16 protein-coding genes are annotated in these 15,559 nt (G+C 60.3%); 2 read left to right on the forward strand and 14 right to left on the reverse strand.

Annotated features, from left to right (window positions below; all coding sequences use genetic code 11):
• Nucleotides 1-36: 36 nt before the first annotated feature.
• Both ACF8FG_RS06755 and ACF8FG_RS06760 read right to left on the reverse strand, forming a co-directional pair.
• Nucleotides 37-423 carry a hypothetical protein gene (locus ACF8FG_RS06755; RefSeq protein WP_014592453.1) on the reverse strand — a complete coding sequence of 129 codons (387 nt, stop codon included), beginning with the start codon at nucleotides 421-423 and terminating at the stop codon, nucleotides 37-39.
• Nucleotides 424-592: 169 nt separating this feature from the next.
• On the reverse strand, nucleotides 593-3,577 hold the full coding sequence (locus ACF8FG_RS06760; RefSeq protein ID WP_019438935.1) for a DotA/TraY family protein: 2,985 nt from the start codon (nucleotides 3,575-3,577) through the stop codon (nucleotides 593-595).
• A 962-nt stretch (nucleotides 3,578-4,539) separates the two neighbouring features.
• Between ACF8FG_RS06760 and ACF8FG_RS06765 the strand changes: the two genes are divergently transcribed.
• A complete protein-coding gene (locus tag ACF8FG_RS06765) occupies nucleotides 4,540-5,085 on the forward strand; it encodes a hypothetical protein (protein WP_026031971.1) in 546 nt (181 codons plus the stop codon).
• A gap of 10 nt (nucleotides 5,086-5,095) precedes the next feature.
• The gene (locus ACF8FG_RS06770) at nucleotides 5,096-5,449 is read left to right on the forward strand and encodes a hypothetical protein (RefSeq protein WP_014592456.1); all 354 of its coding nucleotides are present in this window, start codon (nucleotides 5,096-5,098) and stop codon (nucleotides 5,447-5,449) included.
• 97 nt (nucleotides 5,450-5,546) lie between these two features.
• Here ACF8FG_RS06770 and ACF8FG_RS06775 read toward each other — a convergent pair whose 3' ends face one another.
• The 12 genes from ACF8FG_RS06775 to ACF8FG_RS06830 all read right to left on the reverse strand — a co-directional run bounded on the left by ACF8FG_RS06775 (nucleotide 5,547) and on the right by ACF8FG_RS06830 (nucleotide 15,529).
• Nucleotides 5,547-6,395, reverse strand: a complete 849-nt coding sequence (locus ACF8FG_RS06775; RefSeq protein WP_014592457.1) for a hypothetical protein — start codon at nucleotides 6,393-6,395, stop codon at nucleotides 5,547-5,549.
• A gap of 36 nt (nucleotides 6,396-6,431) precedes the next feature.
• Nucleotides 6,432-7,004, reverse strand: coding sequence for a hypothetical protein (locus tag ACF8FG_RS06780; protein WP_223279197.1), 573 nt, complete (start codon nucleotides 7,002-7,004; stop codon nucleotides 6,432-6,434).
• A gap of 5 nt (nucleotides 7,005-7,009) precedes the next feature.
• Nucleotides 7,010-7,852, reverse strand: coding sequence for a hypothetical protein (locus ACF8FG_RS06785; protein WP_026031970.1), 843 nt, complete (start codon nucleotides 7,850-7,852; stop codon nucleotides 7,010-7,012).
• A 249-nt stretch (nucleotides 7,853-8,101) separates the two neighbouring features.
• A complete protein-coding gene (locus tag ACF8FG_RS06790) occupies nucleotides 8,102-8,896 on the reverse strand; it encodes a hypothetical protein (protein ID WP_014592460.1) in 795 nt (264 codons plus the stop codon).
• Between the two features lie 12 nt (nucleotides 8,897-8,908).
• Nucleotides 8,909-9,877, reverse strand: a complete 969-nt coding sequence (locus ACF8FG_RS06795) for a hypothetical protein (RefSeq protein WP_019438932.1) — start codon at nucleotides 9,875-9,877, stop codon at nucleotides 8,909-8,911.
• A 133-nt stretch (nucleotides 9,878-10,010) separates the two neighbouring features.
• Nucleotides 10,011-11,321, reverse strand: coding sequence for a hypothetical protein (locus tag ACF8FG_RS06800; RefSeq protein WP_014592462.1), 1,311 nt, complete (start codon nucleotides 11,319-11,321; stop codon nucleotides 10,011-10,013).
• Nucleotides 11,322-11,376: 55 nt separating this feature from the next.
• Nucleotides 11,377-11,595: a hypothetical protein gene (locus ACF8FG_RS06805; RefSeq protein WP_019438931.1), complete on the reverse strand. Its 219-nt coding sequence runs from the start codon at nucleotides 11,593-11,595 to the stop codon at nucleotides 11,377-11,379.
• A 103-nt stretch (nucleotides 11,596-11,698) separates the two neighbouring features.
• Nucleotides 11,699-12,898 carry an ATPase, T2SS/T4P/T4SS family gene (locus tag ACF8FG_RS06810; protein WP_014592463.1) on the reverse strand — a complete coding sequence of 400 codons (1,200 nt, stop codon included), beginning with the start codon at nucleotides 12,896-12,898 and terminating at the stop codon, nucleotides 11,699-11,701.
• A complete protein-coding gene (locus tag ACF8FG_RS06815) occupies nucleotides 12,895-13,788 on the reverse strand; it encodes a type IV secretory system conjugative DNA transfer family protein (RefSeq protein ID WP_230855413.1) in 894 nt (297 codons plus the stop codon). Before ACF8FG_RS06815 ends, ACF8FG_RS06810 begins: the two co-directional genes overlap by 4 nt.
• A 14-nt stretch (nucleotides 13,789-13,802) precedes the next feature.
• Nucleotides 13,803-14,303 (reverse strand): DotD/TraH family lipoprotein, encoded by a 501-nt coding sequence (locus ACF8FG_RS06820; RefSeq protein WP_223279199.1) that lies wholly within the window; start codon nucleotides 14,301-14,303, stop codon nucleotides 13,803-13,805.
• 81 nt (nucleotides 14,304-14,384) lie between these two features.
• Nucleotides 14,385-14,909 (reverse strand): transglycosylase SLT domain-containing protein, encoded by a 525-nt coding sequence (locus ACF8FG_RS06825; protein WP_014592466.1) that lies wholly within the window; start codon nucleotides 14,907-14,909, stop codon nucleotides 14,385-14,387.
• A 2-nt stretch (nucleotides 14,910-14,911) separates the two neighbouring features.
• A complete protein-coding gene (locus ACF8FG_RS06830) occupies nucleotides 14,912-15,529 on the reverse strand; it encodes a hypothetical protein (RefSeq protein WP_014592467.1) in 618 nt (205 codons plus the stop codon).
• Nucleotides 15,530-15,559: the final 30 nt, after the last annotated feature.

Raw genomic sequence — 15,559 nt, forward strand, 5'->3', positions numbered from 1 at the left:
TTGAAGGATTGCCCCGCTCGACTAGTCATCGCCCAACTAGCCAGCTTGCTGCAAGCGCTGAGCAGCAGCATGGTAAAGAATTGTCAGATCCTGCCTGGCACCCATCACTTCATTGTGAAAAACCGCCGACACAAAAGGCGCCACCTTGAAAAAGTCCGGCAGCACTTCCGGAGCGCTGGCATGTATCGGAAAGACCGGATTGGCCGGCGCCGCCAGCTGGAACTGATAACCAAACCCGCCCAACCCCGCGCGTTCGGACAGCGCCTGGGCGATGCACAGCACCGCCACCAGCCCGATTTCCGCCACATCGTCAGCATACAGTTCACCACCATCGTAGATAAACTGCTCACCACGCACGATGGCCTGGTCCGCCAGGCCGGTCAGAAGCCGTCGAAGCTGGTCTTCCAGTTGATTGTCATCCATGCCAAGCCTCCGCCAAGCGATCCGAGTCAGGTATCAAGATACGCACACGATTGCGCGTCACCGTCCAAGACAACCTGGCGCGGGTAAAATTCCGCCCACACTGGCAAATTGCCAGACCATTGTTGCACCTGACAGCGCCAAGCCATGTGCGGCAGGACAGCGCCGTGGTTCAGCGGCTTTCATCATCGCCGTCTTTGTCGCTTGCCGAGCCGCTTCCGGCTGGAAGCGCAGCGTCGTTGAACGCGTGATTCTGGCTCGCTGAATGTTCTGCACCCGCATCAGGCGAGGCAGGCGGCTCCTGGGCCTTGTCGCTGCCGGCAGGTGGCGCCCCACCGGTCAGCGAAGCCTTGTACGCGTCGATCCGGGCGCCTGCACCTTCATGGTAGGCCGCTTTGCCTTCAGACATCGCTGTCGAAAAGGCTTGCTTGTACTCGGCCCCAGCGGCACTTGCAGTAGCGGCTAAACCCGCACCTGCAGTCAGCGCGCCAGCCGATACTGCGTCACGCACCCGGCCACCCAGGGACGCAGAACCCGAGTTGCGCAAAGATTCCACGCCAGACCGCCCCGCAGACAATGCAGCACTGCCCGCGCCACGCATGGCCCTGCCTGTTGCAGCAGCCCCCCCGGCGACCGCCCGCCCGAGGGCGACGCCAGCCGCTTCGCTGCGCTTCTCGCCGAGCGTACGATTGTCAGTCGACGCAGTCTCACCCTTGTTATCGCTGCCTTGGCTTGCACCGCCCGCGCCTTGACCGTTCGCGCTGAGCAGTGGCGTCTTGCCCCCGCGACCACCGCGCGGCCCACCACCCCTCGGCCCACCACCCTCTGGGCCACCACCCTCAGGGCCACCATCAGGAGAACCGCCGCCCTGGGATGTCAGTCGCTTCTGTCCCCCACCCAGGCGCATACCCGAGCCACTCCCGTGCAGCCTCGAACCCACAGAGGCGACGCCGCCGCGCATTTCCGCTGTTGCGCTGGTTTCACCCATGCTGCCGAGGCCGCCGCCGATCCACCTCAGCACCTCGTCAGGCAAGGTCTGAGGCAGACCGAAGATCATGTACAGCACCGGCAGAAGTGTCAGGCCGAACACCATGAACCACCAGGCAAAGGTCAGGAACTCGGCAATGACCCCAACGCCCCCGCTCGAGGAAACGACCGCCCCCCGCATGGCGAAGAAGCCCTGCGCTATGTAGTCGATCACAGGGTCGGATACCAATATCGCGGCAAACAGCCCCAGAACGGCCAGTGCCGGGCGAGCGAACAGCGACAGCAGCAACAGGTAGCCCTGCGTCTGCGAACCCACGAACGTCCGATCGGGTGTCATGTGCATCACGGCCCAGAGCGGGGCAGCAATGATGGATTGCAACACGGCGAGCACCCAGCCGACGAACACGATCATGAACAGCGTGTAGGGCAAGCTGGGAAGGAATACGCCAAAGTAGAAGGCCAGAGGTTCAATATAGGTCGCCAGCAGCGCGAGCTGCTTGATCGGCACCTCCATGACCCAGTCCCACAGCGGGATGACAATCTTGTCGAGATCCAGCCCGTTACCCAGCGCCTTGACCGATGAAACAGTACCGGCCAGCACCCGTACTGCCGTCGCAGCACTTTTGATGGCAACATCGGCGAGCAGTATGCCGCCACGGGCAACGCTCAGGTAATCGCCCACGCACTTCATGCGGTTGAGCGAGCCCCCCATCTGCCCCGCCGTGCCACACAGTGGCGTCTGCCCGTTACTGCCCGCCCCCGTGGCAAGCTCGACCACGTTCTGCATCATGCCGTTGACGAACGAGGACATCTTGCTGTCCATGTCCGCCCTCAATGACCCTACGTTGATATCGCTTTGCGGATCTTTGGGGATGAGGCTCGCCAGATCATCGGCCTTGGCGGGCTTTGCACCGTTGTACGCGTCTTTCTCTTCAGCCTTCTTGTCGATTGCCTCGGTCACAGTGGTGAGGCTGTTGCTCAGCAACGAGAAGCGCGCATCCGAGGGCAGCCCCGCAAGGGATGGCGCACCCACCGAGCCCACCGGTTCGGCAAGCACGTTGGCGATCTGCCCTCGCACCATGCCGACTCGCTGGAACCAGCCCCCAGCCGCAGCCCAGCCATCTTTCGTGAGCGTATCCAGAAAACCCTTCAAGCCACTATCGACGTCGCTCTGGCCGTCAGTGACCTCTTTGACGAGGTTCGTCGCAATCTGGTCTTCCTGCGTCCTGACAATCGTATTGAAGCGGTTTGAATCGACCTTGTCCCAACCGGGATCGTTGATGGTCGCTGGCCATGAGTTGACCCACTTGTCCAGCTCGCCCATCAACTTGCCAGCCGCTTTCACCTTCGCTAACTGAGTTTGTTCATGCACCTTCTCCAACGCCTGGGGAATGGGGTCGGTCTTGGTCTGTGCCGCGTAGGTAGACAGCTTCACGGTGCCGCAGAATGGCTCGCCACCGGCCAGGTTGGTTACCGCATTGCGATCCTTGAGGAAAAACGTGTATTCGGTACGCCCATCGACAAACGTCTGCTTGTCATAGACCTGCTCGACCTGTCCATTGCCCAGGCTCGTGCTCTTGGACTGGACAGCGGGCTGGCTACCAGACCCACTGTTGGCGTAGATGGCGTTTGCTGCCCTGGCACAGTAGGAAACAGCAACGTATTGCCGCGCAAAGTCACGCAAGCCGTAGAAGTTACCCGCCTGGTTGACACCCTGAACGATCCCGTCCGACGACAGCACGCCAATCGCCATGCCGGCCTTGTAGGTGCCATTGGCAAAGCCGATACCCCAGAGGGCGAACATCAGGACGATCAACTGGATGAACGAGTAGCCGCTGGTCGTCGGCAGCAATACGGCACCGCCTGCCACGATCCGCACCGGCGTCCACAAGGACGACCAACTCTTGCCCATTGCCTCCCCGTCGTTGGCCGTGTTTGTTACCCCCATCACTGCCACATACGAGACGATCAGCGACCCGATGATCAGGATGCCGCTGTTGAAGAAGCTGAACATGGTGGCAAGGATGTTCGCGCCGGCTTCCACAGCGTTAGGGTCAGTACCTGCAACCAGGCTATCGATCACTGGCCCGAAAATTCTGCCAAGCATCTTGACCGATTGATCGGAGCAGTCGCTCGGGTCGCTGCACGGTGAAAACGGCATTTGAGCCATTGTGAATACCTACCTGAATCGAGTTGCGGACGGTTGATCTGAATCGTTCGCGACGAATTCCCTTGGAATGCTCCGTCGTCCTTGAATTGGGCTGTCATCCAACCCGGCAAGCCACAGGGCCCAGGCATGCGTCGAGCCCAAGCCATGGCGCTACCCGTGCAACGTTGACTGCCAGGATAGCGAAAGCGCGCTAATCTTAAACCAGAAATCGCCTAATTATCAAAATATTGTTATGTAAGAAAACTAACAAGAACTGACATTAGGATGCTAGCTACCTGAAATTTTTGATAGCGACGCTAGACCGAGGCAAAATGTAAAGTCGTGTAAATATTGGCATTTAGCCATCAAACGATGGATAAATAACCGAATTAGCGTGATAACCTTCGCATTCCGCGGAAAACCCCTAGCGCGCAATGGATCATTCTTCAGATGGTGCTTTCACAGGTTTTGAAGTCGGTTTTCAGGCGCCAAAAGCACGACATCGCGCGCTTTCTCCCTGAAGCAAGAATGAATGGCGCGCTTGCGCAGCGCCTGCAGAAGAAGGGTGACGGCGTAGCCAGACCCTGACGAAAAGGCTGTTTTACGGGCAGTTGAGCTAATTCGGCAGCAGTGGCAATTTGGCATTAGCGATCTTGGCTTAGTACGCCCCGACTCGCTCGGCGGGGATACTTAAAGTAACCAAAAAAACGATGATTTCGGGGCAGGCCCAAGAAATGCGAAAGCAAAAATGCTAAGGTCAAGCGAATCGATGAACCCATAGGGTTCGCAAGGGTTTATCCAGCACGTCAGCGGAGATCAGTGGATATCCGCATCAGGCCTACGCGACGCGGCGAGCCGCGCAGGGAAGCAGACGATGCTGAATGCCGACTGGTTGGGCGCGTTCAAGCCCTGTGAATAAATGATGGACATAGATGCAGCTATCAATACGTGATGCCAGCCGATTCGTGATCGGTGCTGGGTTAATGCGCGAGAGAGCCATAGAGGCCTCAGGCAATCCGGCAATCAGCTTTGAGAACGTAGCGCAAGCGGCGCTGCGCGAGGGCCCTGACGGCCAGAAAGTCCGGCAGACCATCGACACCCTTGCCGAACATGAGTCGGCATGGCTGCGCAGCACGCCGCCGCACACCCTGCGCACCGACCGGATCATGCAAAGCAGGGCAGCCGAAGCCAACGCTTTCACGGCCATTCATTGCGCCGTGATCAGTGCCATTGCCTTTGAGGTTGCCACCCCCACCGAAAAGCCCCATGCAGAATCCGGCCTGCGCCAGTCACTGACCCGTGCTATCGATGCGATCGACAATACCCCAGGTTCGCGAGCGGATCGTGAAGGGCTGCTGGGCAGCCTGCGAGACCAGGTGGTGTCCGCAGCCTCTGACGGCGACTTCATGAAACAAGCGCTGCGCCAGAGCGAACAGGCCTACCTGGCTGCCGAGCTGGACAAGACATTCGCCCGCTACACCAAGCCATCGCTGTCGCGCAGCGAGGACCTCAACGACAACAGCATGTAAGGACGAGACCATGCCGACTGCCCAGGACTTCCAGAGCTTCACAGCCTCCGTATTCCCGTCACAAGCGGCGGAAATCGTTATTGCCAAGCAGCCGGTGCTGGCCGAGTACGGTCAGGAGTTGCGCGGTGCAGTCAATCAGCTTGCGCCGGAGGCGTCGCGAGCACTGCTCGCAGAATATGGCGCTGCCTCGCCCACGCTGCTCAGCAGCATCGAAGCGTCCATCCTGCAACGCGAGTTCGCCCATGAACATGCGGCTCAGCAGGCGAACCTTAATCAGAACTGGCTGAACGCGGCCGACGCGCATGCGGCCGGTATCGACGAGTCGGTGGCAGCGGCTGACGATATATGGAATGCGGCTCAGTGATACCCCCAGCCTGCATCGCCTCCCAGCCTGAAAGAAGGGCCGGGTGCCACGGCGACTCGGCGCTTATTCACCACGCCGGCGCAGGGCACCCCACTGCTTAGCGCGAAGCGCTCTTGTACCCGTGCAAGGCATCCTTGCACGAGAGCGACGATACAGTGAAGCGCACCACGTACTGCATATAGTCACCAGGCGCGATATTGGCCGGACGCGCGCCTCTGTCAGCCACCGAATTGTAGGCAAGTACGGCATCACACGTTGTCCAGTCGCCAACCTCGGTATTCTGCTTGGCCGACTGCGTGCGCATCTGCGCAGCAAACCCTGCATCTTCCATGACAACCGGGATACGCTGAGGCGTGGTCGTCAAAGCCACATGCTGCCCACTGCCCACCCCCATGAAGCCTACGCTGATAGTGATGTTACCGTTGCGATCGACACGCGGGAGACCACCAAAACGCGTGGCGAACTGCTGCGTGGCCGCCAACCGAGCAAGGGTCTGCCCTTTCAACCTGGCCCAGTATGCATCGGGCGGATTGTCTGCATCATAGGCAGGTGCCGCCCTGTCGTACGGCTTGCCCGCAAGTTTCAGCGCCAGTTGCCGCTGGAAGTAACGGTCACGGCACTCTTCGTTGACATCGCGATCCAGTTCTTTGCCAGATTTGGCGCTGTACAGCAACGCGGACGCGCAGGTGTAGTCATACTGGCCGTTGAAATACAGGTACTGCCCATTACCAACAGGGCTCTTGGTCGGTATCAGGTCGAGCCCGCCGCTACCTGCACCACCAGCAACACCGGTCACAAGGCCGTTGGGCATCATTGAAGTCAGCGAGCTGACCGTTTCGTCCGAGAAACGAATCTTGGTTGTCCCGTCCGGCATCTGCTCGGTCGTGACACAGCCCGCCATTGCCACGGCAGCCAGCACGGGCAGGATGAATTTACACTTGGTCATGCACGTATCCTTACTTGTAAAGTCTGCTTGAGCGCATCAGAAGAACCGCCCCATGTCTTGCTGCTGCACCTTCGTTTGACGGGTCTCGCGGAGCTGGCGCACCACGTCACCCGGGCGCATCTCGACAGGATCGCCACACGGCTCGCCCACCTCGACCACGTAGCCGTCACACACCGACACCTGGATGAGCTGGACGAAACGAGCAGCGGCCATTCGCGCACGCTTTTCACCCTCGTCGACGAATATGCCCAGCGCCAGCGGTGGCATGCGCGAATCCATGAAGTTCACGCCCTCGACAGACAGGTACAGCCGGTCAGAGACGTAGGCAGCCTCGAAAGGCATGCACGAAGCCCAGGCAGCCTCGAATGGCTGGACGCCCACATACAAGGTGTCGCCTTCCAGGGCAAAGCTGAAACGCCCACTTTGCATGGGCGAGAGCAGTATCACGCGGTCGTGTTCAGGATGGCGCAGCACTTCGTCCCGCTTGAAGTTCGCCGTCCAGCGCAGAAAGTTGGCATACGCCACCACCTGCCTGGCCGCCCGCGCTACACGGGCCCGCTCCTCTGCACTTATTGCCGGCCCGACGTCCTTATGGCCCTGGATCCCCATGTAAATCAGTCCTCGTGCTTTTTGCGTTTTTCCAGCATTGCGAAGAAGTCATCCAGAATCTTGTTCAACATCTTCTGCGGCGTGTGGCCAAAATTCTTGGCGTGCTCCGACACCCGCTCATGGTTGTCATTGCGCAAGGTGTAGGAGTTGGACGGGTCCTTTTTGCGGTTGCGGAACGAAATCAGCCCGGAACGCCGCGCCATCGACATCATGCGCTCGTAGTCCGTGTGCGAAATGTTGAATTTCTTGCGGATGTCGACCTTGGTCAGTCGCTCGTCCGCCTTCATCAGCCGCACAGACTCCACCATCAGGTTATGCAACTGGTTCAGCCGCACCAGGTGGTTGAACCCGCTGTCGATCTGCCCCCGCTCTACAGCCCCGCGATCGGTGTCCGGGCGCGCCAGGCCACTGGAGAGGTTCTTCAGTACGACCTCATCGGACAAGTCGAGCGGGTTTCGGTTCTTCTTGGTTTCCTTGAAATCGGGTGATTCGCCGCTCAGGTAGTACACCGAGCCTTGCTTGGCGATTTCCACTTCCAGGAACGAACAGGCAACCATGAAGATGTCTTCGGTACAGAGCTTGCGCGACACACCCTGCTGAATAGCCTCGCGGCTAAGCGGCTCGTCGGCAGCGCGCATCGCGGCCTGGGTATGCTTGGCCCGCTGGATGTCCTGAACCATGTTGAAATACGACTTCAAAGGCAGCACCTTGTCGGACAGGTTGACCAACGGGTGCAACTCCTTGACGGTGTCGGCCAGTACATCTGGCGAGGGGACCAGCAGCGACCTCAGGCCCTGGGCAAGGGACAATAACTTGGCCCCGTCTTTAACTTCATTCGCTGGTCGCATATACGTACCTAAGATTTCCAATCCAAAATAGTCTTAAAGTGCCTGCGCAGGCATACACACTCCGCTCAAGCAGAACAGCAGCACCAAGCTTCGTAGGCCGGGCCCGCTCTCATTCTCCAATCCTGGAAAAGATCCTCCTTCGGCACCACAAGGCAGCATTCGGGCAACGCGAGAGGGCTCCCCGCCATTCTACGCGCCCGCAAACCAGCGAAAGGCATACCCCATCCATGAAGCAGGAAGCAATGGCAATCATTGCGGCGCCAAGCACCCGATGTCACCACCCTGACCTGGATCAAGCCCCATTGACTGCAGGGTCTGCTTGGTCAATTCCACCTGCGCCTTGATCGACTCCGGGTCGTTCGCCATCTGCTGCGCGACAGCATTTTCAATCGGCGACTGGGAGGAAGCAAGATGAGACATGGTCGCCATCACAGCAATTACCACCAAAGGCGGCACCAGCCAGGCCATTGCGGTCTTGCGCCGGCGCGACCTGGCCTGGCGCTCGGCATTGCTTGCGGCCTGCTCGCGCAGGGCCTTGCGCGAAGGCTGTGGTGCCGCGCCCTGGTACTGCGGGGCAGTCACAGGAACCGGGCGCAGGGCCTCTGCAGGCACTGCCGTCCTTTGCGCTTCTTCGCGCTGGAAGTAGTCGTTCAGGGCCTCGTTCAGGCATTCCGAAAGGGCCTGGCGCACCTTGTAGGCAACCAGCGCAGGCTCGATATGGGTAAGCGCACCCTTGCGGTCTGCCTCGGCATGGAACACCAGCTGCAGGGCCGCCAGTTCGTGACTGGCCTGCACCCCGGCATCGCCCTCGATCGCCAGGCTGACGCTGCCGCTGAGCACCCGCTGATGGCCATCGTCTTCGGCCGCGTCGAAGCCGGCCACTACCAGCGACAGCTGCTGGAAGGCCCTGGCGATACGCACGGTACGGGTCGCCCGCTGTGCGTCATTGGGGCATTGGCTGTCGAACACCACCAGCAGGTGCTCGCCCGAACCGAAGAGGCGGATACTCGGGTCGAACTCGAAGTTCGGCGCTTTGGCTTTCATGTACTTTGCTCCTTAAAGTTTTCCAAAGATGTCTTCAAGCACGACCGCCTGCGAAAGGCCGGTCATCATCCTTGGCTTCCCTGTACGGTGATCGATGAAGAATGCAGCCGGCACACCCGCCTGTTCCTTGCCGTTGTGTTCGAATGCGGCGAACAGAAACGCCAGGTTGGTGCTTAGCTGCTCGACGGTTTCCGGCGATGGCTCGGAGCGGACCTGTTCGTGGTTGCCCAGTACCCGCGCCAGCATCTTCTGGTCCTTGGTCTGCAGGATGGTGGCGGCCAACGGCACGCCATCCGCCGGGTTACCCAGTGCTGCAGACGGGATCCACTTGATCGAATGGCCCTTTGCTGCGTAGGCCCTTGTCAGGTTGTAGGCTTCGCGGCAGTACGGGCAACGCGGGTCGATGATGATGTAGACGGTATCGCCGATGCCGCCCTTGCCTTCCTTGATGCCTGCCAGGGAGTCGACGGTTTTCATCGACTCCGGGATCGCGCCTTTGAAGGTGCCGTCCATGGCTGCAGCTTCGCGCACATTCGGCGCCTCAACGGGTGACATCTGCGGCGCAGCTGGCGCGGCCGCGATCGGGGCAGTAACAGGCGGTGCGACGATGGCCTGGGCAACGCCAGGCAGGAAGGCATCGGAGATATTGCTGCCCGTTTCGGCATTCCAGGCCACGCCGGTGAACAGCACCGCAGAGTCCGGCGTACTGAAAAGCACCACTTGATGGCCGTTCTTCTCAACGGTCCAGGCGGTCAACCCGCCGAGGCCGACCGGTCGGGCGCTGACGATACGCCCATAGCGCGACACCCGTTGCGCGGTCAGGTCATCAAGCTCCTGCTGGGCAGGGTTAACCTGTGCGGCACCTTGAGCGGTGATGAAGGCAGAGAGGTCCGCCGGTTGTGCCGGGGCGGCATGGGCGACGGAAATACCCGCCGCAAGCGCCGCCAGCACGGCGACAGGTCTTGCAATCACACCCTTCATGGCTCGATGTCCCTATTAAGAATCCAATACGACCGTATTCTAACAAAAAAGCAAAAAAAGGCACCAAAAAAACAAAAAAAGGCCATCTACTTAGATGGCCATTTGCTTTTATCCAAACCTTCAAGACTGCGCTTCAGGCAGCCCCTTCATCGAGCGCTGCCCCTTGTGCCGCGGCATACCTCTCCTGCTGCAGGGCCTCATAGCGCTTCTTGTCGGCTTCGGAATACTTGTACGCCGACATCGCCAGCTCAAGACCGTTGACCGCCTTGTCCAGCTGGGGCTCCGCCAGTGACATCCCCGCTTTGCACTCATACAGGAAATGCGACAGGATCCCCGGCGCTTCCGGGAACCCGGCTTGGCGCCCGATCGTCTGCAGGGCATACCACATGTCACGGTCGAAGAAACGCATCCAGCGCATTTCTGCGGGTGGCAGCACACCCAGGCGGCGCGCCTGGAAGAACATGGCAAAGATGATGGTGCGGACGAATGCGTGCGCGTGCAGGATCGCACTGGCATTGGGGTGCTTGATGTACTTCTGGATGATCGCCCGAGGCTCTTCCAGCGGCACTTCGGGCTTCAGCCAGGCATAAGGGTCGCCCTGCTGCTTGGCCTTGCCGGCAGGTGCCTTGAACTGATCCCAGCACCAGGCAACCATGTAGTCGCTGTCGGCCATTGCCGCCTTGAAGGCATTGTCATCCAACGCCGTATCAGTGGCGACCACCCGCGGCAACGCTATCGCCACCAGCAGTGTTTCTGCCGGCGTCAGATTGGCAACCCGGGTCCAGTGCTGGCCCAACTGGCGACGCATCACCTCGGTGGTTTTCTCGCGATCCAGGGTTGGTGCCCAGCTGCGATCCGATTGCTCCTGCCAACCACTGATCAGCAAGTGCCGGTAGGCAAACTGGCGGGAGGTCTGCGACATGCCGAACACTGGGTGGTCCAGCGGCTGGGCGATCAGGTCGAGCTCGGCGAACATGCGCAGGTGCGGGTACTGCGCCTTGTTCTCTTGCACAAAGCTCTTGATATTGTGCGTCTTGGTGAACCTGAGCTTGGGGTGGGTCTTGTTGATACGCAGGAACATGCGCACCGACAGGATCACCATCAACAGCAGGAAAAAACCATTCATGAGCAGCGACGACGAAGTGATTTCACCCCACGCCACGCTGGAAAAATCTCGCTGACAGGCACCGATGATGCCTTCCGGCGCACACATGCGCCCGACCCACTGGTTGATCGAGGCAATACCTGGCAGCGCGGCAAAGTCGCCCAGCACACTTGGCAACCACAGCTCGACGTAGCGAATGTAGGTGTACACCTTGGCAATCTTGTCGTGAGCGAAGTACCAGGCACCCCACCCCCCGAGGTAAAGCACTGCCATGATCCCGAGCAAAATGGCGGGGTCATCCCAGGTAAAGCTCTTCTGCCCACCTCCCTGTTGCTTCATTCAACGCCTCCTCTGGCCGCCACAAAGACTCTGCCGGTCATGTCTGTCTTGCCAACTACCTGGCCAGTTCCTTGAGCAAATTGTGCGTGGTACGCACTCGCCCCACCATGAACACTGCGGCTCGGCGGCAAACCGCCCGCACAGTCATTTTCTTCACCACCTCGATGTAGACCAGGGCAATCGTCATGCACAGCGCCAGTGGCAGCAGAAACTTCCACAGCGCCGGTACCAGCAGCAACATCAACCACGGCAAGGCGGCACTTGCGTTGATCACGAAAAAACGTGCGGGGGGAGCGCATCTGCTCCAGTGATACCGTCCTGTTGCCATAACTTCTCCGTAAACTCGTTGCAGTCAGCATTAATGGGCAGCCCGCACCTCAGCCGTGGCGCAGGTCGCGGGCAGTCGCCTCGCTGATCAGGCCTGCGGCCAGCAGGCGATCCGCCTCGGCAGCAAAGGTATGCCCTTCTTCACGCACGAACTCGGCAACCCGCTGGGTTACCCGGCCCATGTCGGTCAGGTCCATCAAGGTGTCGCGCACCTGCTCGGTAAATCTCAGCCACGATCGCGCAGCGGTGCGTTTGCCATCCACCGTCGGCACAAGCTTCTGCGCCATCATGAAGCGGCTGGTATCGACGAGGTCGTAGATGGCGGTGGCACGCTCCTGCTCCGGAAAGCGGGAAATCATCCGGCGCATGATCGCCGCCACATCCTTGGCGTGCACCGTGCCAAACACCGGGTGCCCCGTCAGCGACAGCTCCACCGCCGCGCGAATGGTCTCCTGGTCGCGCAGCTCGCCGATCACGCACAGGCCAGGCGCACGTCGCATGGCCTCGCGGTTGGCCCGGTAAAAGTCTTTGAAGTGCGTGGGAATCTGCGACTGCACGAAGATCGAGTGCTTGCTCTGGACCTTGTCGTAGGTGAATTCGATCGGTTCTTCATGGCTGATCAGGTTGCCCTTGATCGGCGTGTCGTTTTCCAGGATGAAGCGGTTGATGGCGGCAAAGGTGGTGGTCTTGCCATGGCCGGTGGCACCGGCCACATAGACAATGCCATCACGCGGCGTGGCCATTCTGACGATTTCCTCGCTCAGGCCCACGTCCTGGATGCGTGGCGGGTCATCGGGAATGGCCCGGATGACAATCTGGCACGAGGTATCGCCATGGCAGGCGATGGGCGAGGCGTTTACCCGGTAGGCATAACGCAGGCGCGCACCGCGGGCATCCTTGCGCTCCGGGTCGAACAACTCGTAACGCTCGTTGACCGCCGTGCCGGAGACGATATCGGTGGTGGCGGTGTCCCGATTGGCCGCCATCTTCAGCAGTTCGTTGACTTCCCCGACATCCAGCGCACGCCGGGTGACCGCATACATCCGCCCATATTTCTTCACCACCACCGGCAATGCGGGCTGGATGAAAATGTCGCTGACGCCATGGGTCAGGGTTTCCAGCATCATGGCCTTGAACTGGTCAGCGCGATCGAAACGAAACGGGTCTTCGTAACTGGTCAGGCGCTCCAGGCGCTCGATCATCGCACCCGGTTCCAGCATCATCACGTCGTCGTGGAAGTCCTGCTTCATTGCCGCCCGCCTTCAACACCCGCGGGCTGTCGGGCTGCAGCAGGCGATGACGCCGGGCTGCCAGCGCCGGTTACCGGCGCACGGCGCGGAGGGTTGGCAATGGTCGAAGTAGCGATCGAACTGCGCCACACGTTCATGTTTTCGTTGAACTCGGGCAAGGCGGTGATGCGCAGCAGGGTTTCGTCCACCGCCATCGACCGCCCTTCCCGGGTAACCGGGATCTCCGCACCGGAGATGATCGGCATGGTGACCTGGCCATGACGGGCAAACTCATTGAAACGGCGCATACCATCGATATCGCGGTTCATCCGGTCGAAGCCGTAGGTCAGCATCAGGTTGGCCTGCTCGACACCTTGTTGCCAGCCCTCGCGCACGGCCAGTTTCCACACCCGCTCTTCCTCGTCGGAACGCGGCACCAGTGCCGAAACCAACGAGGTGCGGTCGAAGGTGGGCGGCGGGAAGTTCAGGTATTCGCGCCAGCTGGGCGGCACGGAGGAAAAGCGTGCCTGCGACTCGATCTTGTAGGCCGCCCCCGACAGGCGCAGCGTGTAGTCGCCGTCCTGGTTGTACAGGTGGCGCGCTTCGGTGATGACCGGCGGCACGACGCGATCCTGGATCATCAGGCTACTGAAGTCATAGACGGTGTCGAACTCACGCTCGCGCAGCTTCAGGGCTTTGTTGATGTTGGTCAGCTGCCACGCCAGGCCAGCCTTCACCCCCACCTGCAATGCCGCATCGAGAATGGCTTCGCCGCGCGCGGCCGATGCCTGGTTCTTCTCGTCACGCATGGCCTCGATAGCCGACCTGGCATCGCCGGCGTCACTCTGCTGCTGCACGTAGGCGGGTTTGTCATAGAGGCGCTCGGCGTCCTCGAGGGTCATCGGAGGCATGTCCATCGCCATGTTCAGCCCCTCCCCAGCGCCAGCGGTACCGGCTTGTAGATCAAGCGCAGCGTGTTGGTGCTCTTGTCCAGCACCACATCGGCACCGGTATCGATCTGTGCACCCACATCCTTCAGCACATTGATCGGCGTTGCCTTGCGCACCCACACGTTGATGGGCTTGAGATCGACGCGCTTGCCGCTCTCGACATAGGCGTAGCCATAACGGCTGGCGAAGGTCTGCAGAAGCTCCTGAGGCTTGCCAATGAAGTCGATGTCGACCTGGTCGGTGTCTACTGCAGCCTGCCGCGAAGCAGCTTGCACACGGTCGGCGTTCAGCCGCGAAACGTAGGTGTGCTGAGAATTGACCGCTACCGACACCTTGTCGGCGATGATCCGGCTGGCAAACGCCTCGGTGTCTTCGGTAGTAGGCTTGGCAGAGCTGGCACAACCACCCAGCGCAACCAGTGCCACCAGCACACCGCCAGCCTTGCAGGCGCGTGCACCCATGCGTATTCCTTTCATGTAAAAACTCCTGAAGTTGTCTTGTTCATCGACCCGGGGTAACCCTTGCCCAGAAGCCTTGGCATTCTGCGGCGACCTGCGTTACTGGTAGCTGACCACCAGCCTGGCGTGGCGCTGCCGCTCGAGGTACTTGCCCCATTTCACCGCCAGCGGGATCAGGTCTTTCTTGTAGATGTCGTTGAATTTGCGGGTACGCGAGTGGTAATTGGCGGCGCGGGTCCAGAAGTCCTGGCCGTTGTTCTCGTCCAGCTTCTGGCGCAGCAGCCATGCCGCCAACTCCGCGTTGTAACAACCGCGCCAGGCAACATCGGACTTGGTGATCGCCGGGTATGCGGCAAACACGCCTTTCGGGCCCCAGTGGGTGGTATTGATCTGGAAGTGGCCAAGGTCGAAGGTGCCATTGCGGTTCGACACGCTTTGGCCGTTCTTGCCGCTTTCCTTGCTGGAGATGGCCAACAGCACGTTGGCCGGCACACCCTGGCGCTGGGCGGCCTGCACGACGCAGTCGATATCCGCAGGCCGCACGGCATAGAAGTCATCGGCCAGTGCCTGCACGGCGCAGCACATCAGGGCGATGAACAGCCACTGGGGCCGTTTGCGCATCATGGTCAGATGATCCATTTCTGGTGCTGGAACCAGAACCAGAACGCGCCCTCGACGAACAGCTGCCCGGTCGAGACCTGCCAGCTACGATAGGACTTCTTCATGCCGAATACCCACAGCGCGAAGCCGATCGACAGCCAGTTGAGGGCGATCAGGATGCCCGCGCCGGTCGCCAGCATGTAGATGAACCCGGCAATCGCAGCAGCGCTGGCAATGAAGAACGCCCTCGAGTGCAAGCGGTGGCTACGGGCAATCCGGTCGATCTCGTCACGTTCGATGGTGGTCAACTGCGCCTTGACTCGCTCGTTGCGGTAGCGCGCAGCATGCTCCTTGACCTTCTTGACGTCATCCTCTTCAAGCAAGGCGAAGCCGCAGTTGTTGCAACCCCAGCTGTGCAGCACACGCATCTTGCCTTTCGGCCCCTGCTCGAACTCCTGATGGTCACCTTCCGTCTTTAGCAGCACACCCCGCTCGCACTCGGGGCACGCTGGGCTGAAGTTGGAACGCCAGAGTGCCTTGATGTGCTGGTTGCCCATGCGCAGCTGATTCACGCCAAGCACCGCCATCGGCATGGTGATGAACGCGAACTTCGCAGCTTTCTTCCCTGAACTGAACAACCCCATCGCCTCACCTTAGCATGCAAAAATTCTTGT

Origin of the sequence: Pseudomonas sp. YQ_6 (assembly GCF_043103245.1) — a bacterium.
Taxonomy (GTDB): Bacteria; Pseudomonadota; Gammaproteobacteria; order Pseudomonadales; family Pseudomonadaceae; genus Aquipseudomonas; species Aquipseudomonas alloputida.